The organism is Exiguobacterium sp. JMULE1 (assembly GCF_013337175.1).
GTDB classification, from domain to species: Bacteria; Bacillota; Bacilli; order Exiguobacteriales; family Exiguobacteriaceae; genus Exiguobacterium_A; species Exiguobacterium_A indicum.
In genome coordinates this window covers 2,674,715-2,701,494 of record NZ_SGWC01000002.1, presented here as the reverse complement: position 1 = coordinate 2,701,494, position 26,780 = coordinate 2,674,715, and the positions used below count along the sequence as shown (strand labels likewise).

23 protein-coding genes and 2 pseudogenes are annotated in these 26,780 nt (G+C 42.5%); 20 read left to right on the top strand and 5 right to left on the bottom strand.

What is annotated here, in order from left to right:
• Nucleotides 1-159: 159 nt before the first annotated feature.
• From EXW93_RS14175 to EXW93_RS14165, 3 genes are read left to right on the top strand one after another with little or no spacing between them, the layout of a single operon-like run.
• A complete protein-coding gene (locus tag EXW93_RS14175; RefSeq protein ID WP_023469478.1) occupies nt 160-447 on the top strand; it encodes a DNA-directed RNA polymerase subunit beta in 288 nt (95 codons plus the stop codon).
• Between the two features lie 26 nt (nt 448-473).
• Nucleotides 474-896, top strand: coding sequence for a 3-hydroxyacyl-ACP dehydratase FabZ (gene fabZ / locus EXW93_RS14170; RefSeq protein WP_023469477.1), 423 nt, complete (start codon nt 474-476; stop codon nt 894-896).
• A gap of 7 nt (nt 897-903) precedes the next feature.
• A complete protein-coding gene (locus EXW93_RS14165) occupies nt 904-1,326 on the top strand; it encodes a hypothetical protein (RefSeq protein ID WP_053454386.1) in 423 nt (140 codons plus the stop codon).
• Nucleotides 1,327-1,371: 45 nt separating this feature from the next.
• Here EXW93_RS14165 and EXW93_RS16530 read toward each other — a convergent pair whose 3' ends face one another.
• Both EXW93_RS16530 and EXW93_RS14160 read right to left on the bottom strand, forming a co-directional pair.
• Nucleotides 1,372-1,515 (bottom strand): hypothetical protein, encoded by a 144-nt coding sequence (locus EXW93_RS16530; RefSeq protein WP_254606217.1) that lies wholly within the window; start codon nt 1,513-1,515, stop codon nt 1,372-1,374.
• Nucleotides 1,515-2,969, bottom strand: a complete 1,455-nt coding sequence (locus tag EXW93_RS14160) for a S8 family peptidase (RefSeq protein WP_254606216.1) — start codon at nt 2,967-2,969, stop codon at nt 1,515-1,517. The genes EXW93_RS16530 and EXW93_RS14160 overlap by 1 nt, the downstream gene beginning before the upstream one ends.
• A gap of 139 nt (nt 2,970-3,108) precedes the next feature.
• Between EXW93_RS14160 and EXW93_RS14155 the strand changes: the two genes are divergently transcribed.
• Nucleotides 3,109-4,533, top strand: a complete 1,425-nt coding sequence (locus tag EXW93_RS14155; RefSeq protein ID WP_174316659.1) for an SdrD B-like domain-containing protein — start codon at nt 3,109-3,111, stop codon at nt 4,531-4,533.
• A gap of 122 nt (nt 4,534-4,655) precedes the next feature.
• Complete coding sequence (locus EXW93_RS14150) at nt 4,656-5,084, top strand: helix-turn-helix domain-containing protein (protein ID WP_174316658.1); 429 nt, start codon at nt 4,656-4,658, stop codon at nt 5,082-5,084.
• 63 nt (nt 5,085-5,147) lie between these two features.
• On the opposite strand, the gene EXW93_RS14145 is transcribed toward EXW93_RS14150, so the two are convergent.
• Nucleotides 5,148-5,396 carry a hypothetical protein gene (locus EXW93_RS14145; RefSeq protein WP_041255214.1) on the bottom strand — a complete coding sequence of 83 codons (249 nt, stop codon included), beginning with the start codon at nt 5,394-5,396 and terminating at the stop codon, nt 5,148-5,150.
• 110 nt (nt 5,397-5,506) lie between these two features.
• On the opposite strand from EXW93_RS14145, the gene EXW93_RS14140 reads away from it, so the two are divergent.
• From EXW93_RS14140 to EXW93_RS16690, 5 genes and pseudogenes are all read left to right on the top strand, one after another.
• Complete coding sequence (locus EXW93_RS14140) at nt 5,507-6,742, top strand: UDP-glucose dehydrogenase family protein (RefSeq protein WP_174316657.1); 1,236 nt, start codon at nt 5,507-5,509, stop codon at nt 6,740-6,742.
• Nucleotides 6,743-6,815: 73 nt separating this feature from the next.
• Nucleotides 6,816-7,223 (top strand): hypothetical protein, encoded by a 408-nt coding sequence (locus tag EXW93_RS14135; protein WP_174316656.1) that lies wholly within the window; start codon nt 6,816-6,818, stop codon nt 7,221-7,223.
• 173 nt (nt 7,224-7,396) lie between these two features.
• Nucleotides 7,397-8,749: an Ig-like domain-containing protein gene (locus EXW93_RS14130; protein ID WP_174316655.1), complete on the top strand. Its 1,353-nt coding sequence runs from the start codon at nt 7,397-7,399 to the stop codon at nt 8,747-8,749.
• A 908-nt stretch (nt 8,750-9,657) separates the two neighbouring features.
• A complete protein-coding gene (locus tag EXW93_RS14125; protein ID WP_174316654.1) occupies nt 9,658-12,339 on the top strand; it encodes an Ig-like domain-containing domain in 2,682 nt (893 codons plus the stop codon).
• Between the two features lie 1,088 nt (nt 12,340-13,427).
• Nucleotides 13,428-13,535 (top strand): annotated as a pseudogene (locus EXW93_RS16690) (IS30 family transposase); the annotation flags it as partial.
• A gap of 60 nt (nt 13,536-13,595) precedes the next feature.
• Here the strand turns inward: EXW93_RS16690 and EXW93_RS14120 are convergent.
• Nucleotides 13,596-14,672 (bottom strand): YheC/YheD family protein, encoded by a 1,077-nt coding sequence (locus EXW93_RS14120; protein ID WP_174316653.1) that lies wholly within the window; start codon nt 14,670-14,672, stop codon nt 13,596-13,598.
• A 788-nt stretch (nt 14,673-15,460) separates the two neighbouring features.
• On the opposite strand from EXW93_RS14120, the gene EXW93_RS14115 reads away from it, so the two are divergent.
• Entirely contained in the window at nt 15,461-16,387 is a 927-nt protein-coding gene (locus tag EXW93_RS14115) for an LCP family glycopolymer transferase (protein ID WP_174316652.1), read from the top strand.
• A gap of 41 nt (nt 16,388-16,428) precedes the next feature.
• Here the strand turns inward: EXW93_RS14115 and EXW93_RS14110 are convergent, their stop codons facing one another.
• Entirely contained in the window at nt 16,429-17,580 is a 1,152-nt protein-coding gene (locus tag EXW93_RS14110; RefSeq protein WP_174316651.1) for a hypothetical protein, read from the bottom strand.
• A gap of 195 nt (nt 17,581-17,775) precedes the next feature.
• On the opposite strand from EXW93_RS14110, the gene EXW93_RS14105 reads away from it, so the two are divergent.
• From EXW93_RS14105 to EXW93_RS14060, 9 genes and pseudogenes are all read left to right on the top strand, one after another.
• Nucleotides 17,776-18,507 (top strand): YveK family protein, encoded by a 732-nt coding sequence (locus EXW93_RS14105; RefSeq protein ID WP_174316650.1) that lies wholly within the window; start codon nt 17,776-17,778, stop codon nt 18,505-18,507.
• Nucleotides 18,500-19,195 carry a CpsD/CapB family tyrosine-protein kinase gene (locus EXW93_RS14100; protein ID WP_174316649.1) on the top strand — a complete coding sequence of 232 codons (696 nt, stop codon included), beginning with the start codon at nt 18,500-18,502 and terminating at the stop codon, nt 19,193-19,195. Before EXW93_RS14105 ends, EXW93_RS14100 begins: the two co-directional genes overlap by 8 nt.
• 11 nt (nt 19,196-19,206) lie before the next feature.
• On the top strand, nt 19,207-19,971 hold the full coding sequence (locus tag EXW93_RS14095; protein ID WP_174316648.1) for a tyrosine-protein phosphatase: 765 nt from the start codon (nt 19,207-19,209) through the stop codon (nt 19,969-19,971).
• Nucleotides 19,972-20,580: 609 nt separating this feature from the next.
• Complete coding sequence (locus tag EXW93_RS16520) at nt 20,581-22,125, top strand: polysaccharide biosynthesis protein (RefSeq protein ID WP_371811195.1); 1,545 nt, start codon at nt 20,581-20,583, stop codon at nt 22,123-22,125.
• Nucleotides 22,126-22,144: 19 nt separating this feature from the next.
• Nucleotides 22,145-22,783, top strand: coding sequence for a sugar transferase (locus EXW93_RS14085; protein WP_174316647.1), 639 nt, complete (start codon nt 22,145-22,147; stop codon nt 22,781-22,783).
• Nucleotides 22,780-23,662: pseudogene (locus EXW93_RS14075) on the top strand (NAD-dependent epimerase/dehydratase family protein). Before EXW93_RS14085 ends, EXW93_RS14075 begins: the two are co-directional and overlap by 4 nt.
• 344 nt (nt 23,663-24,006) lie before the next feature.
• Complete coding sequence (locus EXW93_RS14070) at nt 24,007-24,861, top strand: glycosyltransferase family 4 protein (RefSeq protein WP_174316645.1); 855 nt, start codon at nt 24,007-24,009, stop codon at nt 24,859-24,861.
• Between the two features lie 12 nt (nt 24,862-24,873).
• Nucleotides 24,874-25,908, top strand: coding sequence for a polysaccharide biosynthesis protein (locus tag EXW93_RS14065; RefSeq protein WP_174316644.1), 1,035 nt, complete (start codon nt 24,874-24,876; stop codon nt 25,906-25,908).
• Nucleotides 25,905-26,780 (top strand): SDR family oxidoreductase, encoded by an 876-nt coding sequence (locus EXW93_RS14060; RefSeq protein WP_174316643.1) that lies wholly within the window; start codon nt 25,905-25,907, stop codon nt 26,778-26,780. The genes EXW93_RS14065 and EXW93_RS14060 overlap by 4 nt, the downstream gene beginning before the upstream one ends.

The window sequence follows — 26,780 nt, the reverse complement described above, 5'->3', positions numbered from 1 at the left end:
ACTTCCTTATATAACAAAAGAAAACTTTTTTTAAATGTTTACCGATCGCTCGTGTTACACTAGCTAGGAACCAGGAGAAAACAAAGTCATTCCTGATATTGTTACCTGGTACTAATGTGCTATACTACGCTTAGACTGAATCAATGAAAGGTGATCAAAATGGTACAAGACCAAGCAGGTACGGAACAGCCAACGCGTGAACGTTCAAAGCGACATCAACAAGGCAAGGACGCCGGAACATCTGAAAAGAAAACACCACGTCTTCGGAAATACACGACGCGACGTGTCCCAATTCTCGTCCGGTTGTTGATCGTTCTCGTTCTCGTCATCGTCGCACTGGTCGTCGGTGCAATGGTAGGGTATGCAACGTTTGGTGGTGGCGAGGCAATGGATGTGTTAAAGCTCGACACATGGACCCGCATCACCGATTTTTGGATGAAATCTTAATTTGTCAGTGATGGGAGCTGTTTCATATGTATACAATCGAACAAATCAAGGAAGTCATTCCGCATCGTTATCCCTTTTTGCTCGTCGATCGGATTTTAGAGGTCGAAGAAGGCAAACGCGCGGTCGGAGTGAAAAATGTGTCTGCGAACGAAGAATTTTTCAACGGACACTTTCCTGACTATAATGTTATGCCCGGCGTTCTCATCGTCGAGGCACTCGCGCAAGTCGGAGCTTTTGCTGTCCTCAAGATGGAAGCGAATCAAGGAAAGCTTGCTTTCTTTGCCGGCATCGAGAACTGCCGCTTCAAACGTCAAGTCGTGCCGGGCGATCAATTGCGCCTCGAAGTTGAATTGACGAAGTTACGTGGACCTATCGGAAAAGGTCGTGCCACAGCGACGGTAGACGGGGAAGTCGCCTGCACTGCCGAATTGACATTCGCAATTAAGTGACGACCAGATGAAACGCTGGTTGCTTCCTCTCGCGATTTCCTTATTGATCATCCCTGGCTGTCAGCGTGCTGAAAAGGTCGAGACCGCTTCCCCATCGGTCATCGTCGACCCGATCAAACGGGCTGGTCAGACAGAGAACATCTCCGCCCAGATTTCCTTGACGAGTAAGGACCGGATGCGTTTGACGATCAAGACGACGAATGACATTCGTCTTGACGACCAACAAGTCGATATTCGGTTAGAGGTCTCGAATCAATCGATTCCGTTCCCATTCGTGTCGTTTTCCGCTAAAAAAATGGGTGAGATTCGCACGTACACTTCAGATACAACCGTTGAAGATGAAGTTTTCAACGAAAATCGCCTGCCTGTCCTTGTCATTGACGCCGGTGCAGGACGCGGGATTGAGATTCCGCTCGAAATCATCCGATGAACGATAAAGCGCCGACTCCTGTCACAGGAATCGGCGCTTTATCGTTTATTTGACGAGCGAGATCGCACGGTTTACGTCGAGACGACCGTAGCCGTATGAGGTGTCGTAGCCTTTTGTTCCAAGATCACGAGCGGACGACTTTAAGAGTTTCTCTGTCGCGCTCGGTGACAAGCTCGGTTTTAAGCTCATTAGGAGACTCGCGACAGCTGCAACGTGAGGGGGCTACTGCGACGTGCACGCGAGGCCGGACAGCTCGGTTTTAAGCTCATTAGGAGACTCGCGACAGCTGCAACGTGAGGGGCTGCCATCGAGGTTCCACTCGAATAGGCGAGTTCACCGTCACCGATGTAACTCGGAATCTCAACGCCCGGTGCGACGAGATCGAGTCCTTGTCCGCGATTCGAGAACGAAGCGCGGACATCTTTTCGGTCCGTTGCGCCGACAGAGAGAACATGCGCATAGCGTGCAGGATAGCTGATCGTCTTCGCGCCGTCATTACCGGAAGCAGCGACGACGAGCACCTTCTTCTGATCGGCATACGCGATCGCATCCTCGATAGCGCGTGATTTTTCATCCATTTCTAGACTGAGGTTAATGACGCGGGCGCCTTTTTTGACGGCGTGGAGAATACCACGTGCGACGTCCGACGTGGAGCCTTGCCCGTTTGCATCAAGGACACGAATCGGAATCAAGGAAGCCGCTGGATTGATCCCTTGAATGCCATACAGATTATCGGCATTCGCAGCAATGATCCCGGCGACATGGGAACCGTGACCGTCTGGATCGGTGACGGAAGTCTTTCCGCGAATGAAGTCGTACCCGAGATCGGTCCGGACGCGTCCTGCGAAATCGGCATAGGTCGAGTTGATCCCGGTATCAACGACGGCGACAAGTGTCGGCTGTAACGTTTTTCCGGCGAGGCGTTTTAAGGCAGCGGCATACTGGATGTCAGCTCCGACTTTTCCTTTTCGTTGTCCTGTGTTCTGGAGCGACCATTGGTACGGGCGATACATATCCTTTGCCGTCCGGGCGGTCTGTGTATGTTCGACGTAGTCGACAGCAGTTGATCGTTCTAAGTAACGTTTTGCCTGCGCTGCGGCAGCATTCGTCTTGAACGTCCATTCTTCGAGGGACAGGCCCGGAAGCGACGATCGTGTCGCATGGAGCGACGTCGAGACGGATTGTTTCAGACTGCCGTGCTTCATCTTGACGAGGAGACTCGCGGTCTTTGACGTTGTCGCACTTGGCTTCATCGGTAGGAGCGGCTGGAGTTTACGGAGGATGAAGGGAATCTTGTAGCGGGTCCCCGGTTTTCCTTCGAAGACGACGTACTGTGTCCCGGACCAGCTGAGTGGGAAGATCAACGCTTCATCCTGCAGTTGACGATACCGGCTGTAGGTTACGCCTTTGCTGTAATTCGTCTTTGAGGTATAGACGGAACCTTTCGAGCGATCGAGATCGAATTCGAGATGCGTTGCCCGTTCAATATAGAGGGCTGACGGTAGGGTGAAGACGGCACGTCCGGACGCATCATATGTACCGCGTAACGTCTGACTCGTCACCGGAAGTGGTGTCGTCGCAGCCGAGACGGCGGACGGGGTCAGGAGACTGACACCGAGCAGGAGTGGAAGGATACGTTTCATGAAAAATCACGACCTTTACGGAAAATGGTGGAAAGTTGAAAAAAAGGACAGTTCAAACAAAATTATCTGGTTTAATTTTACGTTGTTGTTTAAAATTTAGATATGTTTTTCTTACAGAAACGGAGCTGAATGAGACACCATGAAAAAAATCATCATCTTTTTGTTACTCCTGATGTGGAGTGGGACGGGCATCGCTCCGGTCCAAGCCGAATCGAAATGGGACGTGACAGCAAGCGGGACGGGACCGTATACGTTGACCTTCACGGGAGAAGGCATCGTCGATGTGACGAGTGAGACACCACTCTCGTTCTCAGACGGTTTGACGGGAAACGGCATTGATATCACTGCACATCCGACGGTGACGTTCACGTCAGAGACGGCACCACGGATTGTCGTCACGGAACCAACGACACAGCAATCGATCATCCTTGAGTTTCCGAAAGTCGACGCGGAGGAGCCGGCAACAGATGATCCTGTGACACCGGAAGAACCGGTCACGGAACTGGAAGATCAACCAGACGTCAAACCGGATACACCGAGTAAGCCGAAACCGACGACGCCAACAAAGGAAAAGCCGGTCACAGAAACAAAACCAGCTCCGGCGACGAACGTCAAAGCGACGAAGGGGCAAATCTCGGGAACAGTCTGGTATGACGCGAACGAAGACGGGATTCGTCAAGAGACGGAAGCCCTTCTTGATGACGTCAGTGTCTTCTTGATCACACCACGTGGCGACGTCACGGATATGGCGATCACGGAACAAGGGAACTACATATTCGAACAGGTGACGCCAGGGACGTATCAAGTCAAGGTTGATGGCTATGACATCGGCTTGTACACGTTCACGAAGCCGCATCAGGATTCAGATGTCAACACGTTCGGAACAACGAACGTAACGATCCAGGCAGGGGACGTCCGGGTCATCGATGCTGGTATGACGGAAGGGGACGAGATGATGGAACCGTCGCACTTCCTGACACTGACGAACTTCGTCGATGCGAATGGGGACCAACAGCCGCAGGAAAAAGAAGAGACCGTCCCGATGACGTACACGTTACTGGATACGGTCACGGGTGAAACGGCATGGACGATTGAAGACGAAGGAGATGATCACGCTTTTGCGGGCGGAGACGGCTTCCCGGTCGGCACGTACATCTTAAAAGTCAAAGCGCCTGCCGGTTATACAGTCAAGGCGATGCATCACCTCGATTACATCGCGTTTGAAGAGGACATGAGTGAGGCGAAGGATGCTCAGGCGCATCTCTTAAAACACTTGAAGCGTCAATCGGTCGACGCCGTTCTTGATCTAACACGCGATGGTGGCGGAACAATGGTTGCCGTCGAACTGGCGCCACCGGCGAAACCGGTCAAGGAAACGCCGACAAAAGTCGTCAGTCCGGTCAAATCGACAGCACCGGTCGCAGCAAAAGCGGATACGACGTCGACTCCGACTGTTACAGCGGAACGTCTACCGCAAGCAGGGGAAGACAAGCCGTTTCCGTTCGCGATTGTCGGTGGCATGAGTGCCGTTGTCGGAGTATGGTTGCTCGTTCGAAAACGATAAGGCTTAAACGGAACGTCTTCTGAGTGAGGCGTTCTTTTTTTATGGAGGAATGTGTGTTGATTGACACACACGCACACATATGCGCATAATAGTAGTACCAAATCACAGGAAAGAGGGATTCGATGCTGACGACAAAACAGATCAGTGAATTGTTACGCGTATCGGAAGAGACGGTCCGGCGCTGGATTCGGACAGGGGAATTGCACGCGGAGCAGGACGGCAAAGGCTATCGTGTCGATGAATTGGCGTTGAAACGATTAGTCGATGAGAAATCACAGATTCCGGGAACGGCATTGAACAAGATTCTCCCAATCATCCAAGATATGTTCGGACCGGAAGCAGCCCAGTTCGCGAAGTCGAACGTCTTTGATCCGCTCCAAGCGACGATGCAATCGAGTGAGACGGCAACACCGGAAGCCTCGAAAGCGTCGATGGAAGCGGAACTCGCACGCTTGAAACGGAAGAAACGTCGCCTTGAGCTCGAACACGAATTGAAGTTACTCGATATCGAGGAACAGATCGCGTCGATGGAACGTAAACAACACTCCTAAAAGCAAAGCGTACGTAGGGACAACTCCCGCGTGCGCTTTCGTATGTCATAGAAAAAGACGCCTTCACTGATCCGAAGGCGTCTTTTTGACGGAACGTTGTTTACGTTTCCAGTACCAATAGCCGAGCCCGAGTGCGATCGGGATGGCCGCCAAGTACGGATTGGCTTCGATATATCCAATGATCTCAAATAACGCGAACCATCCACTGATTAAACCAAGGACGAGTAAAATCGACCGCAGGACTTCTGGAAGCTTACGGATCCGATACGCGAAGAGACAAATGAGGCTAAAAATGATGATCGCCACATGCATTCCTCCATTCCGTACTCAGTATAGCGTATTCGGAAAGCTTTTTCGATGCACAAATCGGCTTTCCTCCCGTATAGTGAAGACAGAGAAAAATGGACAAGGACGTGATGGAGATGCAAGCAACAGTGATTGGGACAGGATATGTCGGACTCGTCACCGCGATCGGACTCGCAGAAAACGGACATGAGGTGACGTGTGTCGACTTGAATGCAGAACGGATGGAACGGTTAGCGCAAGGGATCGCACCGATCACCGAAGAAGGAATCGAAGACGCGCTCCGCCTCAATCGCGAACGCTTGACGTTCACGACGGACTATCCGGCGTCCGACTTGTACTTGATCGCCGTCGGGACTCCAGAACGGGCAGACGGTAGCTGTGATCTATCGGCTGTCGAAGCGGTCGCACGCTTGATTGAAGAAACGCGTCCGGGCGCGAGTGTCATCGTCAAGTCGACGGTGCCACCGGGAACGACGGCACGCCTGCAAGACGAGCACCCGACGTTACGCTTTGCGATGGTGCCGGAGTTTCTGCGTGAAGGAACGGCCCTCGCGGACAACCGTCAGCCGAGCCGATTGATCATCGGGACGACGGATGCCGCCTTTGCGAAAACGGTCGAGCAGTTATTTCAAACTACAGCTCCGGTCGTCGTCGTTGATCCGACGACTGCCGAATTGACGAAGTATGCGGCGAACAGTTTCCTCGCCGTCAAAATCAGTTTCATTAATGAGATCGCTCGCCTTGCGGACGCAGTCGGTGCCGACGTGACGGAAGTCGCCCACGGGATCGGACTTGATCCTCGGATCGGTTCTGCCTTCTTGCGAGCAGGTGCCGGCTACGGCGGATCTTGTTTCCCGAAAGACATCGCCGCATTGACGACGCTTGCGCGGACGCACGAGACGACGCTGCACGTCATCGAAGCAGCTGACCGGACGAACGAAGCCCAGCTCGATTATGTCCTCGCGAAGATCAGACCGGAGCGGGGAATGCGTGTCGCGCTACTCGGTCTTGCCTTTAAGCCGGGAACGGACGACTTACGGGATGCGCCAGCCTTACGCCTCGCGGAACGGCTCGAGCAACTCGGTGTCGTCGTCGTCGGCTATGATCCGGCGGCGCGTACATTGCTTGATCAGAAATCAACGCTTGAAGAAGCGTTACGCGGAGCGGACGTCGCCGTCATCATGACGGAGTGGCCAGAGATGAAGACGATGGCGCCAGAACTGTTGACGCGCGTCATGCAGACGCCACGTTTGATTGACGGACGGAACTGTTGGCAGTACGTCGATGCCCCGGCAGGCGTCGCCTATGAAGCAATCGGACGCCCGGGAAAAGAATTTTCGAACAAACGCTAAGTGCGACCTGTCATTAGGGGTGAGACCAGTCATGGTGTCATCCCTATTTTTCTAGACGAAAGGACGAAGCGACATGCAGATCGATTATTTCGCGGTTCAACCGAGTGGTCCCAAAGGAGCGCTCGAGGCACACGTGTTATATCCCGGATGGAATCAACGACAGAACGAAGAGTGGGAACGTGCCGTCCATTACGGGGCAGGAGTGATCCGGATCCGTCAACGGGGGACGGAGCTCCGAATTCCGATCGAGTTCGGATTCGGCTATGTCCTGCAGTACATACGTCAGTTCATGGAAGCCGAACGCAAGGGTGGCAGCATCCGCCAAAAGATGCAAGCCCAGCTCGACTGGATCGCGGAAGGACTACCGGTCCGTTTTAAGCGCGAGAAGGAGACGATCGTCGTCACAGCAGAACGGAGTCATGCCTTTGCGGAACGTCCATTTCTTGAAGCACTGGAAAAGTCGATGTATACTCTACCGTAAGTTTTATAAGAAAGGATTTGATTTTAAAAAGAAAGTCCGCGTGGCTTTCTTTTTTTGTGATTGAACAGAAAATCGAAAAAACAATTACCATTAATTAGAAAATAAGAAGACGTTCGAATCGAAGTGTTCGTTATACTTAAGGTCGAAATCTTTTTTGAGGGAGGAATAAAATCATGAAACAGGTATGGAAGTGGACAGCGACCATGTTGTTAGCGAGTACAGTATTTATTGGTTACGGACCGTCCAGTACATTGGTATCTGCAGAAGAGATGTTACCACTGAATGGTGTAGTGAAAGGAAATGTCTCTGATTCTGGGACGAATGAGTATAACGTGACATTAGAAGACGCAGGGAAGTTGGCATTCGATTTGACAGCGTTCGGTCCAGATACTGATTTTGATCTGTTAGACGAATACAGCGATAAAATCATGCATCATTCGATGAATAGTGATGGGAAGACACCTGCAAGAGAGTATGATTACTATTACTTAGAAGCAGGGACATATCGTCTTGTCGTAGAGAATGATAGTAGTGAACCGAGTGACTACAAAGTGGAGACGTCATTCAAGAAAACGGCAGGACAGGATGTTGAACCGAATAATGGAACTAGTGAGGCTCAAGCCTTACCATTCAATCAAAAAATTCGTGGATTACTCTCTGAGCAAGACGAGCGTGATGTCTACCGCATTCAAGTGCCGAAAGACGGGACGGTTTCATTCGATCTTTCGACTTATATCTATCAGCAGTCATTAGTCTCGCTAATGGATCAAGATGGAAAAAAGATAGATAGTGATTTCATCAGTAGTTCGGAAAAAACACCTGGTAGATGGTTACATTCATTCGACGTAGCTGCTGGTACTTATTATTTGTACATGGACCGTTCCTATATTGGTTACACGGGTGTCTATGACATTCAAGCCTCTTTTAAGGCAGCGAACAATACAGAGCACGAACCGAATGACGGAATCGTCGAAGCAGAAAAGCTAGCTTTCTTTAAAAAAATGACAGGATTCCTAAATTGGTCGGATCAGAACGATTTCTATAAAATCATTGTTCCGAAAAAAAGTAAAATCACACTCGAGTTATCGTCGTATCTTACTGCTATGAGAATCATTTGGATTGATCAGCAGGGAAAGACAATCGACAACGTGTGGTTATCCGGTGAATCTAATACACCAGGACGTTATCTGAATACATGGTCGTTTCCAAAAGGAACGTACTATCTACAAATCAATGACGCAGATCTCTATACGGGTCGTTATCAATTCCAAGTCAAATCGAGCCATCTGTTACCAAGCGTCAGCTTGAAAGCGATGAACGTGAAGTCAACTCATGTCAGTGGAACGACTGAAAAAGGTGCCACTGTTACTCTGAAGCTTGGAAAAAAGACATACACGAAAAAAGCAGATTCTAAAGGACGCTTTGATTGGAAAGTTAAAAAACAAAAAGCAGGAACGGTCATTACCGTCACTTCACAAAATAAATACGGGAAGACGACGAAGCAACTCCGGGTCTCAAAAAAATAATTCTAGAAGAAATAGTGGGTCTCACCTGCTGTTTCTTTTTTGTTAGGATTTCAAGGTGAGTGCGACCACCATTGGAAAATGACTTTTTTAAAACTGGTGAAATGTTTGAGAGCTATTCATAAATACGACTTGGGTTCATGAATTAGTCACAACTCCAAGCAGGTTCGACGAACATCGAGTATAGAAAATGATCAAAAAACATCTAAAAAAAATTTTTTTGATCTTTATTAGATCGAAAATCAGAGCGTGACTTTCGAATCATTTCCGCGTTTTTTAAAATCAGACTAAAAGTAGAGAAGTTAGTCTAGCTTTTTTGATAAAAAAATCATTCGACACCCAGTCGTGAAAATGTGTCACTTTTTGTCGAAAAAAAGGTGTTTTTTAACAGTATGGTAACCGGAAAATGATTTTCCATAAGACACCATACAAAAAATTTTTAATAAGACCATTAGATTGCATTTTAGTTACAAATTTAGGGTTGTTGAAATGAAACACTTTCGGTATATTTATTCTTGTAGGTCGAGACAACTGGTAAACAGTGGGATTAACCTGCAAATTCATGAAAAACGATTTTTCTTTGATAAATCGTTAAACATTGGAGTATCAGGTGTCGATAAGAATTATGGAATGACGATTACATACTAATTCGATATAAAAGGAAAAATTAGGTTTCTAATATTACCTATTTTATCTAATTATCAATTTTCGTCAGGACGTAAGACTTCTTCCTTTATCTGACTTGGATTCGAAATACAATTGAAATTTTGTTGGTATAAATATCAACTAAATTACCATTGTATGGACGAGAAAAGGCTGGGTGAAGGAGATCCTGAAGTTTGTCTTTTGTCTTTTATTGGAGGCAAGTCGTCAAGTCAACTAGTAGTTTAATTAAGGGAGGATTTTTACACATGGGCACGAAGAAATCGAACAAATTATACGCTGCAGCAGCTGCTCTTGCAGTGACAGCTTCAGCAGTAGCACCAGGCCTTACGGCGGATGCTGCATCGAAAGTCACAGTTAAATCAATTACTGCACCTAAATCAATCTCGCACTACGGTGGTTACACATTCGCAGTGAAAAAACTCTCACTTCCAAAAACGGTCAAAGTATTGCTTTCAAACAAGAAATACGAAAACCGTTCAGTCAAATGGGGCAAAGTCTCTTACGACAAAAAATACATCGGTAAATACCAAACAATCTCTGGTACTGTTTCAGGTACTACGAAAAAAGTTTCGATCAAAGTCAAGTTGAACAACTACCCAGTTGACGTTGTTGAGCCAAAGCTTGATCCTGTCGCAGTTGGTGAGAAACTCAACCTTCCTTCAACAATCGACGTGAAATACAAAGATGGTAAAGTCATCGCTCGTTCTGCTAAATCGTTCAACCTCACGGCTGAAAAAACAGACAAAGCTGGCATGATGAAATTGTCTTACAACTACATGGGCAAAAACTCTTCAATCAAGGGTTCAATCGCTTATGAAGTCAAAGCTGCTGAAATCATGAATATCGTAGCAGCTGAAGCTGACTATGAACTTTCAGTATCAGCTGACGTGAAGTACCCTGCGAAAGATGCGAAAGCAGAACTTCTCGTATATCCTTTCAAAAATGAATCTGCTGCAATCGTAGTTCCAGCTGAATTAAAAGATGGTAAATTCATGGCTAAGGCAAAAGATCTTCCAGTAGGAACACATTCTTTCGCAATTAAAGTCGGTGAAGTGAAATCTGAAGTAAAAGAAGCTGTTGTTGAAGGTGCGAAAGTTCTTTCAGCTGAAGCAATCAATGGATCACAAATTGAAGTGAAATTCAACAAAGCAGTTGATGCTGATACGATTTTCGCTGCTGATGGCTCACTTAAAGCAGGTGTTGTTACAGTAGCATCACTTGATTCTATTCCTGCTGGAGCGCTCACTGCTACACTTGAAGGTAAAAAACTTATCATCAAGACACAAAATCCAATCTCAAAACGTTACGATGTAACGATTGATGGCGTGAAATCATCAAAAGGTGCAGCAATCGCGAAGTTTGTTACAACAATCAACGTAGCAGCTGATACGACAGCACCGATGATCATCGGAACTGAGAAAATTGATGCTTCACGTATTAAAGTTAAATTCTCTGAGCCTGTCAAAGCGTTCACTGGGACGACATTCAAGTTCGCTGATGGTACAGATGCAGCAGTAACTGGAACAATCGCACAAGGTGCGACGGAAGCGATCTTCACGATTGGTTCTGCAGTTGAGGCTGGTAAAGAAATCAAAGCAACGATAATCGGTCTTCAAGACGTAGCAGGAAACATCATCTCGCCAAACCCATCATCGTTTACGTTCCAAAAAGGAGCTAAAGATGGTGTAGCACCAGTGGTTTCATCGCTCACACCAATGGGTACAACTAAACTCGAAATTAAATTCAGCGAAGAGTTGATTGCTGCTCCTGCAGTTACAGTGGATGGAAATGAAGCGACACTCGTTCAAGATGCTACGGATAAAACGAAATATGTTGCTACATTCACTTCAGTATCAGGTCTTAAAAATGTCGTAATTGGTGCGGCTACGGATCTCTCGGGTCAAGAAAGTGCAGCGGTAACAAAAGTCGTGAACTTCGTTGCGGATACTACGGCACCTAAACTCGTTTCTTCAAAAATCGTTGTTGATGCAACAGACAAAAAAGAATATCTTGAACTTTCGTACGATGAGGAAGTCACAGTTGACGGTACAGTAAGCGTTAGCGGAACATATGTTAAAAACTTCATCACGACGAATGTTTCAACTTCTGGTAAAACGCTTGTCTTAAAAGACGATAAGAAAACAGTCCGTGTTGCACTTGACTCACTTCTTCTCGGAGCAGATGCTGAAGGTGGCGTTTACAACTTAACGCTTACTGGTTCTGCTGCAGGTATCGTTAAAGATAAAGCGACTCCAGCAAACTCTTCATCAAAAACTGCAGATGTATCGTTCACACGTGGTAAAGATGGAGTAGCAACATCAGAGGCTAAGGCAACTGTAGCGACTTATCAAGTAGTGAATAACGACCTAGTGCGTGTAACATTCAATGGTGCAGTCGATGGAATGACAGCAACAATGGCTTCGAACTACAAAATTGACGGTATCGTTGTGGAGAAAGCTACATTAATCTCAAACGCAGGTGCTGAAAACGTTGTTGAACTTGATCTTAAAAAAGGTTCGAACACATTCACGGGACTCCGAAATGTATCAGTTGAAGGAGTTAAGGCAAAAGGTTCTTCTGTTGCGATGGATAAATATATGAGTCAACAATCATTTAATGAAAACGTCGCACCAACGGTTACTGGAGCTAAATTGATTGCTACTGATACAATCGAATTGACATTCTCTGAAGCGATTACTGATACTGCTGGTCTTGATTTCGAGACGCTTGTAGAATCTAAGACTTCACTCGGTAGTAAAAGTGTTACAGTGACTGGCGCTACGAAAGCGACAATCACATTGACGCCAGGAGTGACTGCTGAGCAACTCGCTAAAGGTCTTTCATTGAAAGCCCTTGATACACTAGACATTAAAGATGTGAAAGGGAACAAACTTTCTGTTCCTGCTAACATCATTGTCACAAACTAATTAATCCTTTCTTAAAAAATTAAATATAACTTAATCTTACCCGGATTAAGCGAATGGAGTTGATAACTAATCATCAACTCCATTCTATGTAGAGGCTGGAACATAACTCAGCTTCACAAACGAAAAGGTTCTCGAGACGACAACGCGTCTCGAGAACCTTTTTTTGAGATAGTTTGTCAAATCAAGCGCGGCGATTTTTAAGAACAGACCTGATATACCGTTTTCCAATCGAGACATTTCTGTGATCGATTATCAAGATGAAAGTGCGTGATTCAGTTTTGTTGAGGTAATCCTTCCGAAGTTCATCCCTCTTAGAAAGAACTTGCATAGAAGACGATTGACTTTTTTGTTGCTGCCACGTTACCCAAAATAATATGAATCCATAAAGAACACGGGAAGGTCAAGAGGGTCTTGTTTCCGTTCATGACAGCTGAGCTTCTTTCCATAGTCCGTCGTCCTGTATTAGAACGTTCTAGTTGAAAAAGTAACGTAGAGTGTTCGAATAGTGCGCTAAATCGAATGAGAAAAGCGGTTCACTATCGGCGGTATGATATAGAATCGGCTCTACATTCCTCTTATGTTTAAGAGGCCTTACGTTCAAGAGTCCTTATGTTTTACGTAGTTTTTGGCGTTTTCCTTTTATTACAAAACGCTTACATCGGTCCTATGAATACTGTGTACTATTTAATTCAGGCGAAATGAAGGGGCGCTGACGTGTTATTAGCAATTTTTCGCATTGAAAATCTAAGCGTTTCTATTTTAACTCGTTCTGAAGTTTATCTCACTACAATAGAAAGAGTTTGAATAGAGCCGGGTATCTCGTATTACGTTTCTTAATCCGAAAGAGTGTAGCACACCTTGAGCGTCATTCTTCTGAGATTTCACTAGTAGAGAGCTTGCTTGTTGTCATGAGTGATTCCTCAGATAGTGAAAGACATCACGATAATCATGATGAAAATGTCCAATCATTTAAGTAAGGGTAGGACGGATTGTGCTATTTAGTGCAACACCTAGCTGAAAACACCAAAAACCCATAACGACCTTGTGTAGAATAGAGTTATCACCCTGCATTCAACGGAAGAATCGTTATGAGCTATATTCTTCTTACCACATCAGAAAGAATAAAAATAGAGACGTGTCTAGAGCTAGGTTACTCTATCCGAAAGATTATGGAACGCCTCGGGTGTCAGCCTTCTGCGAGCAAAAAAATATATTTTTTCAGTTGGCTACATGTTTTTCACGTAATACTTGAAACATCACTGTCCGACTTTAAAATATCTTCCAAATCGTTGTTCGATAGGAATCCCTTTGATTGCTTGCGATACAGCATCCGCAAAGGGAATTAAGGCTTCTGCTCGTCGTTGTTCTCGTTCTTCTTTATAGGCAATGATTTCAGGTCCCGTGTTGGCTTCGAAAAATCGAAGAGTACATGTTTCGTCTAACGCAAAATCAAGCGCAAGCTCCGGCAAGGTGAAAGGATAGAGAGCGTCGATCGCTTTCGCCAGTAAAAGACTTTGCTCAAGGAGTGCACGATGCATGAAGGCACCTTCAGGATATAACGATTGAAGGAACACGTCAGCCCGCTCTGTTTTATAGCCACTCCAGTTCGTGATGAACCGCCCTTTTTTTGCGATATCCGCAATGGAAGTAAGAACTGTCCATTGACCAAAAGCATTCCGAATGAGATGAGTGCGCAGATGGAAAGTTTCGCCGCTTGCTGTGCGTGATATCACGAATGGCTGCATAATATAGTTCCCTTGCTCCACCAAAGAGTGAATCCATGTGTGAAGCTGTTGATATGTATAGGTATGACGCTCATCTTGAATGGTTACAGAGTATCCGAGTCCTGCTGCTTTCATAATTTTATATATGCCTGTTCCTTTAGACGCATTGCTCGGCTTTAAGACGATGACGCTGTGTTGCTTCAGCTGTTTTAAAAATTGATCAAATCCCGTTAATCGTTTGGTCGGGATGAACAAGGTGTCCCATGATCCTGACTTTTCTAGTCGTTGTTGAAGCAGATACTTATCATCAATCAGATGAAAGAAATGAGGGATGACTTGTTGAAGGCGTAGATCTTCTTCTGGATGCATCGACTTTGAAGGAACGACGCAGTTCTCGTTCAAAAGTAAGGAAGGAAACGGAATTGTTTGCCGCCGCCACTCTCCGTCATAGACTTCCGCATGAATGACTTCTGCCTCAAAATCAACATCCTCAATCATGCAACTGGCTAACTGCCGTCCTAAATGATGTGCTTGTTCTATGTAATGATGCACTCGTTCTTTCGGTAGGATTGTTCGGGGAGATTTCATATTGTTATATAAAACAATCATGCTCAGCCACTCCTTTTTCAATTTCATGTAATTACCATTATTGTATTTCATATTAGGGTAAAATGTTATAAAAATTTGACGAATTATAATCTAAAGCGTAGGGCCTAATAGAGAAGTAGGCGAAAAGCGATAACGATTTGCTTAAAATAAAGTTATTAGGCGATAGTCAAAGAAGGACTCGTTAGGAGTCATGTTCTGCTTCCTACAACAGAAAGCGTCAAACAGAGATGGATCTCGAATGATAATAGCTTGGATCCGAAAGCATGCAAGATGTCTAAGACGCAACCTTCTACGGTTTTACGAGACGGAATCCTGTCTATACCGAATAAGGCGATGAAGCGAAAGAGGTGTGGCATATAAACGTAGTGCACCAAGTGTGGTCTTTTTGGTTGCCAGTCATAGCCGGACGATTGGCACTAACTGGACGTTCCACGGGTCACATATTGATCCTTTCGTACCTAGTCGAGTGATTGATCCGAATTCGTTGGAATAAAGAAAGCTCATGTCGGAATCGATGAATGTTTTTAGGCACGTTGTATTGTATTCCTTTAAGAGTGTAAAGAGAATTCAGATTGAACGACAAGCTCGTGCGCCGATGAGATCAATTGTTTGTATTCTGGTGGAACGATTGAATAGGGTACGTGGTCAATACTAGTCATTTTTCCAAATAAAAGTAAATGCAAAAAATAATACATAAAATCCCATAGGTGTATTATGATGGACAAGAAAAATCAATTATGTATTATTTGATTTAATAACATCATATCTTCCTAAAGGGGTATCTATTCATGGAAAAAGTGCGGAAACGAAAAAAAAATAAAAAAAGATTCACGCCATTGAAAATTCTCTTTTTATTAGCCGTCGTATTATTGACGGGTATCGGTGGTTTCATCGGTTACACTTATTATCAAGTCGATCAGACCGTCAAACAAATTCAAGGTCCGGTCAAGAACACAGGTGATCGAATCGTCGAAAAACAAAAGCCGGTCTCGATTCTTTTACTAGGAGTCGACAAACGTCAAGGTGAGCGTGGACGAAGTGACACGATCATGGTCATGACGCTCAATCCGACGCGAAGCGAAAGTCGTCTCATCAGTATTCCACGTGACACGAAGGTTGATATCGTTGGTCAAGGAACGAACGATAAAATCAACCATGCCTATTCGTTCGGTGGTCCTGACATGGCAATCAAGACTGTTGAGAAGTTTCTCGATATTCCTATCAACTACTATGCGGAAATTAACATGGAAGGATTTACGTCGCTCGTCGATGCCGTCGGTGGAGTGACCGTCAACAATGATCTCGACTTCCAGGTTGAAAACGTTCATTTCCCGATTGGTCAGGTGAACTTGGACGGAGCGTCCGCTTTGAAATTTACACGGATGCGCTATGAAGATCCACGAGGAGACTTCGGTCGTCAGATGCGACAACGGGAAGTCATTGGACAGGTAGTCTCTAAACTCTCAACGGATGTCTCGCTCAGTAAGTTTAATGCCATCATGGATGTCGTCGGTAAAAATGCTCAGACGAACGTCTCGTTCGAGCCGATGCGGACACTCGCTTTCGATTACATGGATGCATTTCGTAATCAAAAAAACTTAAAGCTTGAAGGGACGGGAGGGAAAGAGGCGGATGGGATTTATTACTGGCATCCGACGGAAGACTCATTGAACGATACGAAAGTCGCATTACGTTACTCGCTTGATTTGGAATGAACAAAAAAGCACTGAATCCTCGAGGGTTCAGTGCTTTTGGTTTAAAACGACTGTTCCGCCAGTCGGATGCGACTCACTGTGCCATCTTTTGCGAAACGCTGTAGCCGATACGAGTTACTCGTAATGAGCCCGGTTGAGTCCGTCTCGAGTTGTAGTGGTGCAAGAGAAGCTAGTTGAGCATTCGTGATGTTCGTATTCGTCCAGTCGATCGCGATAACGCGATCATCTTTTAAAATAAAGAAGTGATCGCCATAAAATTGATAATCATGTATTTCATCGTTGAATGTACGGTCGGCTGGTCCATATAGACTATTTAATTCAGTGCTTGTTTTACCGATAAGGTCAATGAGTGTGCCCGTGACGAAGCTGGTATCGAGTTGATCGTTCACCCACTTCAATAAAACATCATCAGTGAGCGCTTCTCCTTCGAGCTTGTTCGTTGTATCGGACGACTTAATGAATCCAGTTACCTTGTCTGATAGCTCGATTTCTGTAATATTATCCTTCTTATCAATGATGCGATATCCGTCGCCGAAATCGGCTTCATAAAGCAAAGTCGACATGGATTCTTCTCGATACACATTGCTCGAGCGAGTTTTGACATAAAGTATGTCAGACACTTCTGTTTTGGTCTCTTCTACTGGTGTCTCTTTCTCTTTTGTTTTCTCAATCAATACCGGTTTTTCGAGACTGGCTTTCGGAGTGGTTTGTGTCGGATGGGCAAAGTACGTCGAATAAGCGTAAGTGCCACCAGATCCAAGTAAGAAGCAAAGCATCAATAAGGCAATCCACCTCCAAGGGAGTGGACGTTTTGCACTGGCGTGCTGAATGTCTTTTTCTTTTATCCGACGTTTTGTTTCTGGGTTACGTTGACTTCGAGAAAGTACCGAAATCGGCGTCGTCTCTTCATCTGAAAGCGGACCATCCTCGTCTAGCAGCGGACGAGCGACCAGTGCACCATAAAAATCAGCGAGTACGGGATGGTGCTCTCCGCCAAGAAAAGCATCCCATTCCGTCGCAGTCACTGCATCTGCTTCGTACGGAATGAGTGGTGGTTGACCTGTGATGCGATTCATCGTATCGGTCAATGATTCTGTCGAAGCGAGACTCGATCGAATGCGTTCATGCAGACGAGAAATATCCTCAATAGAGTGAGAAGTATAAAATTGTAACACTTGAAGAGAGCGATGCATAAAAGAACCTCCTATATCTGATTGCAGGGATGAATGTAAAATTAGAACAATTCACCTTTTATTATACGCAATGTTTTTCAAAAAAGTATGAAATCACCTAAAAAATCATCAACCATTTCCCCAAAATTTGTTATACTAAGCTTTAGTTATGTTATAAAACATTGAATTAGATAAATAAAGGAGAATCATTAAACCATGAATGAAACGATCAGCTTGCAGGAATTATTTTCGGTTTTACGTAAATCGTTGTGGCGGATTGTGGCACTAACGGTTGTGGTGGCCTTGATTTCGTTTGCGGTTAGTAGCTTTTTAATTAAGCCAACTTATCAAGCAGAAACGCAGATCCTGGTCACACCGAAGAAGCAAGAAAATAACATCATTGATGCGCAACAAGTCCAATCATCGGTTACGCTCGTTAATACATATCGTGTCATCATTAAAAGTCCAGCGATTTTAGAAACGGTTCAAAAAGAAGTTTCGAATGCTCCAACCAGTTTATCCGCACTCAACAATATGATCACGGTCGAAAGTGAACAAAACTCCCAAGTCATCAACGTGTCCGTTCAAAGTACAGACGCGGCACTTGCTTCGGACATTGCGAATTCTGTCGCGAGCGTGTTTAGTGAGGATATTCCAAAGTTGATGAATGTCGATAATGTCAAAGTCTTATCGGTTTCAGGTATTCCGACATCACCGGTCAGCCCGAACATCATCTTAAATACAGCGATTGCTGCAGTAGTGGGTCTCTTGCTTGGTATTGGTCTAGCTTTCTTGCGTGAAGTGCTCGATCGCCGGATTCGTACAGAAGAGCAAGTCCAACAAATTCTTGATCTTCCGGTTCTCGGTAGCATTCCAGATATCGATAGCAAAGTGTTCAAGTCTTCATCGAAGGCAGCCAAACGAGGGGCGGTCAAACAATATGGCTAAGAAAAGTAAAATGAATAAAGACGCACGAAAGTTGATTACGGTGACACAACCAAAGTCACCCGTCGCTGAACAATATCGGACGATTCGAACGAATATTGAGTTCATGGCTGTCGATCGTGAGATTCAGGCGATTCTTGTCACATCTGCTACGCAAGGGGAAGGGAAGTCGACGACTTCGTCCAATCTTGCAGTCGCTTATGCGCAACAAGGAAAAAAAGTCTTAATCATCGATACGGATATGCGTCGCCCTACAGTACACTATACGTTTAAAGTTGCAAATGGTTTAGGTCTATCAAGTCTTTTGACGCGTCAGGCAGAAAAAGAAAAAGCCATTTTACCGACAAAAGTCGATAACTTATCGATTTTGACAGCTGGTCCGATTCCGCCGAACCCAGCAGAGTTATTATCGTCACGCGCGATGGAGCACCTTGTATCACAATTACGGGCAGATTTTGATGTAATTATCTTCGATGCACCACCATTGCTACAAGTGGCGGATAGTCGCATTACATCTAAGCTCACGGATGGTGTCGTACTCGTCGTCGGCTGTACGACGTCTGATCGTCAACGTGTCTTAAAAGCGAAAGAGCAACTCGATCTCGCTGAAGCTAAAATCCTTGGCGTCGTCTTGAACCGTCGTGAACTGACAGATGATTCAGCATATCAATACTACTATTCTTATGAGTGAGGGACATTCACATGGTTGATATCCATTGTCATATCTTGCCGCTCGTCGATGACGGTCCGTCTAGTGTCGAGCACGCGTTACAGTTAGCAGAACAAGCTGCTGCCGAGGGAGTATCACGAATCATCGCGACACCACATCTCTATCATCCGCAATTTGAGACAGAAGACGTCGACGTTCAATTGACAGTGAATGAGTTCAACGTGTTATTAAAACAACGTGACATCCCAATTACTGTCTATCCAGGACATGAAATTCGTTTGATTGGTGAATTGATGGAAGCCATAGAAGCAGGGCAAGCGTTAACACTCAATGAGTCGCGCTACATTTTGATCGAGTTCCCATCGAGTGGAATTCCATCATATGCGCGTCAAGTGTTCGCTGAATTGATTTCAGATGGTTACATTCCGATTGTTGCGCATCCGGAAAAGAATAAAGCGATTATTCAGAATCCATCTTTATTATTTGAATTGATTTCGAATGGTGCGATTAGTCAAGTTACATGTGCTAGTTTAGTTGGGAAGTACGGTAAGGATGTACAGCGCTTCGCCATTGCGTTACTAGAAAATGCACAAGCCCATCTTATTGCGAGTGATGCGCATCATATTGAGAAACGTCCGTTTTACTGGAAACAATGTGAACGAGTGCTTGAAAAAAAATTAGAAGACTGGCTGATTGATGAAATTTATGAAAACAATGAAGCAGTTTTATTGAATCAGCTAATTACGATTAATCCTCCAAACCCAATTGAAAAGAATTGGAAAGGGAAATGGGTATAACATTTTTGTTAAGGTAAGGGAAAGAGAGTGAAATCGCACTCTCTTTTTTTTATGGTAACGCTTACATTATGAAATTATGGAAAAATTTATATAAAATTAAATAAGTTGTATGGTATCTTAATTTATATAAAGTATGGAATTATATTTATAAATTGGTATTAAGAAAATGAACGCTCATTAGCGTGATTACTTAATTTGAGTGATTGAAAGGAGTTTGAAATAGACTCAATCAAAACATAACTAATGAATTCCCAAAAATATGATAAATATAACTTCGATCTTGAAGAGAAAGGAAGTTTAATTAATGAAATTTTACTACTATTATCGAACGCTGACATTAGCATGTATTGATGCGGTAGCTCTTTGTATAGCAATTGCATTTACATACTTTTTCTTATATCCAAGAGAGCTATTCAATCTCATTGATAGCCATGTCCTAATTCAGTCGGCTGTACTATTTTCTTTATTGTTTGTGACGATTGCATTTTTTATGAAGTTATACCGAGTTAATTGGAAATATGCCAGCATTCAAGAAGCATTGATTCTTTCTTTGTCTTTAGGTGCTAGTTCGATTGGACTAATACTTTATCAAAAAATGTTTTTGGACAGGTGTTTGAGCGGATCACCATTTTAAGTTTTTGTATCTCGTTACTTTTACTAGGTGCAATTCGATTAGCACTACGGTTGCTCGGAATTAGCCAACATTGGCGTAAATATGCTTTGCCGCGTCGTTTAGTTAAAGTAAGGAAACGGACATTGGTAATCGGGGCAGGAAGAGCGGGAAGAGCGCTTGTCCGTCAGTTATATTTGTCACCTTTTCACGAACTGAAGCCTATTGCTTTTGTAGATGATGATCCTAAGAATATGCACTTTAGAATTCAAGGGATTGAAGTAGTTGGTACAACTAATGATTTAAAGTCAATCATTGATAAACACAACATAGAGGCCATAGTTTTGGCGATTCCTTCTTTAAATCAACAAAAGCGAATTGAATTGATTACTGAAGCAAAATCATTGTGTAAAGATGTTCAGACACTACCAATGATCGAAGAATTAGTAACTGGAAAGATTTCTGTTAATACGATTCGTGATGTTTCAATAGAAGACTTATTGGGTCGTGAACCAGTTGAATTAGATATTTCGAGTATAAAATCGGAAATTGAAGGGCGAACGGTTTTAGTGACTGGAGCAGGCGGATCAATCGGGTCTGAAATTTGTCGTCAAATTATTCAATTCAATCCAACAACTTTATTGTTATTAGGTCATGGAGAAAATAGTATCTATTTAATTGAGCGAGAACTGAGGGGCTTACAACTTCCGATTAATTTAGTACCAATCATTGCGGATGTTCAAGATCGTACGCGGTTGGAGCACGTTTTTGCACTACATAAACCTCATGTTGTATTTCATGCGGCAGCACACAAGCATGTACCTTTAATGGAAGCAAACCCGTTCGAGTCTGTTAAAAATAATGTTTATGGAACTAAAAATGTCGCAGAAGTAGCCGATATTTTTGAAGCCGAACGATTCGTCATGATATCGACTGATAAAGCGGTTAATCCTACTAATGTCATGGGATCAACCAAACGAATCGCAGAGATGATTGTGCAAGACTTAGGACAACGAAGCAACACTAAGTTTGCTGTAGTTCGATTTGGAAATGTATTAGGAAGTCGTGGATCAGTCATTCCACTATTTAAATCGCAAATTTTAGCGGGCGGTCCGGTTACGGTGACACATCCTGATATGACACGTTTCTTTATGACGATTCCGGAAGCAAGCCGCTTAGTCATCCAAGCAGGAATTTTAGCAGACGGTGGAGAAGTTTTTGTACTCGATATGGGTGAACCTGTCAAAATCATTGATTTAGCAAAAAATATGATTGAATTAAGTGGGTTTACAGAAGATGAAATGCCGATTGCATTTTCCGGAATTAGACCAGGTGAAAAGATGTATGAGGAGTTGTTAAAAGAAGGAGAAGTAGATCCTGAAGCAATTTATCCTAAAATATTTGTAGGAAGAACGAAACAAAAAGAACCAATCATGAATATTCTACATTTAGTAGATCGTCATAAAAATTCTCCAATTCATTTAAGAAATATACTACTTGATATTGCAAATGATATTGAAGTGAGAGAAGAAAATTTAGTTTAAAACATAAGGAGGGCAGAGCATGAACTATAAAATGATCAAAAGACCGTTAGGATTCATACTTGCATGTATTGCTTTTATCATCTTAATTCCATTGCTTGCATGTATTACCCTTGCTATCAAATTTGAGTCACGCGGACCCGTTTTATTCAAACAAAAAAGAGTTGGTCTAAATAAACAACATTTCAATATTTTTAAGTTTAGAACAATGTATATTGAGACACCAAACGACACGCCTACACATCTTTTAGCTGATCCAGATGTGTATATAACACGTGTAGGAAAAGTTTTGCGTAAGACTAGTTTGGATGAGCTTCCCCAGTTGTTAAATATTTTAAAAGGTGAGATGAGCTTCATTGGTCCACGACCTGCTTTATGGAATCAGTTTGATTTAATTGACGAACGAGATAAGTACGGTGCGAACAACACGTATCCAGGTCTTACCGGATGGGCGCAAATAAATGGGCGAGATGAACTTCCGATTGATGTCAAAGCAAGGTTAGATGGGGAATACGTCGAAAAAATGAGTCTTACAATGGATGTAAGGTGTTTTATTGCTACTATTTTTGCAGTTCTTAAAAGTGATGGTGTAAAAGAAGGCGTTCATATAAATGATTCAAAGAAAGAAGTTGCCGCCACAAAGGAGATTTTGAACAAGTGAAAAAAGTGCTCATTACTGGAATTACCGGAAATGTGGGGCGTGAAATAGCGCATTCCTTAAAAGGTAAGTATTCAATTTTAGGAACTACAAGAAACACTGTAGTTGAATCACCATTTAAAACAATCACCTGTGATTTAAGTAATGAAAGTCAAGTCAATCAACTTTTAAGCGATCATTCTGATATAGAATACATCATTCACTGTGCGGCTTTAGCACACAATAAAGGAAATGATTTAAGTGAGAAGGCTTTTACGAAAAATAACTTCATTCCAACAAAAAATCTAACGAATGCAGCAAACTCATTAAAACACCTTAAATCATTTATATATCAGCAGTATTTCAGTATACGGTGAACAAACGAACAAAACCATTTATCTAGAATCAGATGAATGTTTTCCAGAATCACCCTATGCAAAGACAAAATTTGAATCTGAACAGTATTTAAATCAGAACGCGAAATTTCACTATACAGCGTTAAGATTGGCACCCGTATACAGTGAAACATTTTTATTAAACATCGATCGAAGAATTCGGATTCGCAACGTAAATTACATTGTTGGCAATGGGAAAGCTAAGTTGTCGATGTGCTCAATGAAAACAATTTTAAAAGTAATAAATCATGAATTAGAAAAGAAAAAGGTAACTAATGAAATTTATAACGTCGCAGATAAAGTACCGTTGACGTATCGATTTTTGAAGCAAACATATGGTACGAAAAAAGTTACTATCGTTATTCCGAGAATAATTGTTACCCTGATGAACAAAATAAATAAACGAACGATTCAAAATCAATTTGTTCATGAGAACACCTTGAAATTAATCGAAGATAAGATCTATCCAGCAGATAAAATTTTTAAAGAAATGGATCAGGTGTTTTAAATGAATTTGTTGTTGATTACACAATATTTTTGGCCAGAAGGATTTCGAGTAAATGATATAGCAACAGAATATCAAAAGCGCGGAAATAAAGTTACCGTGTTAACTGGATTACCTAACTATCCATCAGGATCTGTTCCAAAAGAATATAAAAACAAAAAAATCGAATTCAAATCTATAATGATGTAAAAGTAATTCGTTCATTTTTAGTTGAAAGAGGAAAAAAGTTAAGTGGATTAGCATTAAATTATGCATCGTTTGCAATTGCATCAATTATTCCTGCTGTCACAAAAATACCTAAAAATGATTATAAGATTATTTTAGTTTATCAAGTTTCACCGGTATCAATGATTGTTCCCGGAATTGTATTAAAGTATCTATATAAAAAACCATTAGTTATTTATTGTCACGACTTATGGCCTGCTAGTTTAACGACCGTTGGTGTAAATGATAGAGGATTACTCTATAAAATTGTAAAACATATCAGTCGATTCATTTATGCACAAGCAGATGAATTACTAATTAGTTCTAAATCATTCGAAAAATATCTAAGAGAAGAATTATCATTAAAAAATGAAATTACTTACTTACCAGTTTATGCTGAAGATTTATTCGGAGAGGTTCAGTCCAATATAGAACAGAGTGAAAAATTGAATTTAGTTTTTGCAGGAAATGTAGGAGAAATTCAAGGGGTAGACGACATTATTAAAGCAGCAAATATTTTAAAAAATGAAGAAAATATCGTCTTCCATATCGTCGGGGATGGAACAGCTCATGCAAGTTGTTTAGAACTAGCTCAACAATATGGACTAAAGAACGTAGTTTTTCATGGACGTCATCCAATCGAAAAGATGAGAGAGTTTTATGATAAAGCAGATGCTTTTTTGGTATCAATGAAAAAGAACGAAGTAGTTTCGTATACGTTACCTAATAAAGTCCAGTCTTATTTAGCAGCTGGAAAACCTATATTAGGAATGATCGATGGTGAAACTAAATCAGTAATAGAAGAAGCAAACTGTGGATACTGTGTAGACGCTGAAAATTATGAAGAACTCGCAAAAGTGATTCTTCGATTCAAAGACGAGTCAATAAAGTACGAAATGTTTGGTCAAAACGCTAAAAAATATTATGAACAAAATTTTTCTAAAGAAGATTTTTTGAGAAGCTTGATGCGATTTTACAAACAACATATAAAAGAGTGAAGGAGAATGAATATGTTTAAAGATAAGGTTTTGTTGATTACTGGAGGAACAGGATCATTCGGGAATGCGGTCATGGAGCGATTCTTACATACAGATATTAAGGAAATTCGTATTTTCTCACGTGATGAGAAAAAACAAGATGATATGCGTAAAAAGTATAATGATGAAAAGTTAAAGTTCTACTTAGGGGATGTACGTGATATCTCAAGTATTAAAAATGCAATGTACGGTGTAGATTTTGTTTTCCATGCAGCAGCATTAAAACAAGTTCCATCATGTGAATTTTTCCCATTAGAAGCAGTCAAAACAAACGTACTTGGAACAGAAAATGTACTCGATGCTGCTGTAGAATTGAAAGTAAAAAAGGTTATTTGTTTATCAACAGATAAGGCCGCATATCCGATCAATGCAATGGGGATTTCTAAGGCGATGATGGAGAAAGTCTTCGTAGCTAAGTCCTTGAAAGTATCACCTGAAGAAACGATGATTTGCGGAACACGTTACGGAAATGTCATGGCGTCAAGAGGATCAGTTATTCCCTTATTCATCGAGCAAATCAAGAGTGGAAAACCATTAACGATTACGAATCCTGATATGACGCGCTTCTTAATGAGTCTTGAAGATGCAGTAGAGTTAGTAATCTTTGCATTCAATAACGCGGTAGCTGGAGATATCATGGTTCAAAAAGCACCAGCTGCAACGATTCGTAATTTAGCTGCTGCGCTGATTGAATTATTTGATGCAGACAATGAAATTAAAATTACAGGTACAAGACATGGTGAAAAGTTATACGAAACATTATTGACACGTGAAGAACATCTTGTATCGCATGACCTTGAAGGATTCTATCGTGTACCGGCGGATACGCGTGATTTAAACTATGATAAGTATTTCATAGAGGGAAGCCAAGAATTATCGACAGAAACGGAATATAATTCACACAATACGAGACAATTAAATATTGATGAAATTAAAGAATTGCTTCTAACAGTGAGTTATGTACGTGAACAACTAGAACTAGTTAAAAGAGAGGCATCTGTAAATTGAAAATTTTAGTATTAGGTGCTACTGGTATGGCCGGCCATATGATTTCTTTGTATTTAAAAGAAGTCGGTCATACTGTTGTCGGTTTTTCTAGAAAAGGCTCTGATTTCTTAGACGATAATGTAATTGGAGATGTAACGGACTTCAATAAACTTCAACAAGAAGTTTTATCGAATCAGTATGATGCAGTCGTGAACTGTATCGGAATTCTAAATAGTGATGCTGAAAATCATAAAAGTAATGCTGTTTTATTAAATGGTTACCTGCCTCATTTTCTTTCAGACGTTACTTCAAATACTAAAACTAAAATCATTCATATGAGTACGGATTGTGTCTATTCAGGTTCTGAAAATGTATTGTTCACTGAAAATCAATTACCAAATGGACCTACTTTTTATGATCGATCAAAAGCACTTGGAGAAATCATAAACGACAAGGATTTAACATTCCGTAATTCAATCATTGGTCCAGATATTAGTGAAGATGGAATTGGGTTGTTTAACTGGTTTATGAAACAGGAGAAGCCTGTAGGAGGATATAGTTCTGTCATGTGGACAGGAGTTACAACTCTTACTTTAGCCAAAGCAATTGACCAAGCACTACAAGAAAATTTGACAGGACTATATCATCTTGTAAACAATGACTTGATAAGTAAACATGATCTTTTAGTATTATTTAATCAATATTTTAAACAGAATGAATTAGAGATTCATAAAAATGATGAAGTGAAAAGCTTGAAGGCTCTCTATAATACAAGAAGAGATTTTTCGTTCGTAGTACCTTCTTATGAAACGATGATACAAGAAATGTACGATTGGGTTATGACACATCAAGAATTGTATCCATACCGAATCGAGATGGAAGTGGGAGAATAA

Bases quoted from the DNA above. Each gene is read 5' to 3' on its own strand.
- EXW93_RS14175 (WP_023469478.1), top strand. From the start codon at position 160: ATGGTACAAGACCAAGCAGGTACGGAACAGCCAACGCGTGAACGTTCA.
- fabZ (WP_023469477.1), top strand. From the start codon at position 474: ATGTATACAATCGAACAAATCAAGGAAGTCATTCCGCATCGTTATCCC.
- EXW93_RS14165 (WP_053454386.1), top strand. From the start codon at position 904: ATGAAACGCTGGTTGCTTCCTCTCGCGATTTCCTTATTGATCATCCCT.
- EXW93_RS16530 (WP_254606217.1), bottom strand. From the start codon at position 1,515: ATGAGCTTAAAACCGAGCTTGTCACCGAGCGCGACAGAGAAACTCTTA.
- EXW93_RS14160 (WP_254606216.1), bottom strand. From the start codon at position 2,969: ATGAAACGTATCCTTCCACTCCTGCTCGGTGTCAGTCTCCTGACCCCG.
- EXW93_RS14155 (WP_174316659.1), top strand. From the start codon at position 3,109: ATGAAAAAAATCATCATCTTTTTGTTACTCCTGATGTGGAGTGGGACG.
- EXW93_RS14150 (WP_174316658.1), top strand. From the start codon at position 4,656: ATGCTGACGACAAAACAGATCAGTGAATTGTTACGCGTATCGGAAGAG.
- EXW93_RS14145 (WP_041255214.1), bottom strand. From the start codon at position 5,396: ATGCATGTGGCGATCATCATTTTTAGCCTCATTTGTCTCTTCGCGTAT.
- EXW93_RS14140 (WP_174316657.1), top strand. From the start codon at position 5,507: ATGCAAGCAACAGTGATTGGGACAGGATATGTCGGACTCGTCACCGCG.
- EXW93_RS14135 (WP_174316656.1), top strand. From the start codon at position 6,816: ATGCAGATCGATTATTTCGCGGTTCAACCGAGTGGTCCCAAAGGAGCG.
- EXW93_RS14130 (WP_174316655.1), top strand. From the start codon at position 7,397: ATGAAACAGGTATGGAAGTGGACAGCGACCATGTTGTTAGCGAGTACA.
- EXW93_RS14125 (WP_174316654.1), top strand. From the start codon at position 9,658: ATGGGCACGAAGAAATCGAACAAATTATACGCTGCAGCAGCTGCTCTT.
- EXW93_RS14120 (WP_174316653.1), bottom strand. From the start codon at position 14,672: ATGATTGTTTTATATAACAATATGAAATCTCCCCGAACAATCCTACCG.
- EXW93_RS14115 (WP_174316652.1), top strand. From the start codon at position 15,461: ATGGAAAAAGTGCGGAAACGAAAAAAAAATAAAAAAAGATTCACGCCA.
- EXW93_RS14110 (WP_174316651.1), bottom strand. From the start codon at position 17,580: ATGCATCGCTCTCTTCAAGTGTTACAATTTTATACTTCTCACTCTATT.
- EXW93_RS14105 (WP_174316650.1), top strand. From the start codon at position 17,776: ATGAATGAAACGATCAGCTTGCAGGAATTATTTTCGGTTTTACGTAAA.
- EXW93_RS14100 (WP_174316649.1), top strand. From the start codon at position 18,500: ATGGCTAAGAAAAGTAAAATGAATAAAGACGCACGAAAGTTGATTACG.
- EXW93_RS14095 (WP_174316648.1), top strand. From the start codon at position 19,207: ATGGTTGATATCCATTGTCATATCTTGCCGCTCGTCGATGACGGTCCG.
- EXW93_RS14085 (WP_174316647.1), top strand. From the start codon at position 22,145: ATGAACTATAAAATGATCAAAAGACCGTTAGGATTCATACTTGCATGT.
- EXW93_RS14070 (WP_174316645.1), top strand. From the start codon at position 24,007: ATGATTGTTCCCGGAATTGTATTAAAGTATCTATATAAAAAACCATTA.
- EXW93_RS14065 (WP_174316644.1), top strand. From the start codon at position 24,874: ATGTTTAAAGATAAGGTTTTGTTGATTACTGGAGGAACAGGATCATTC.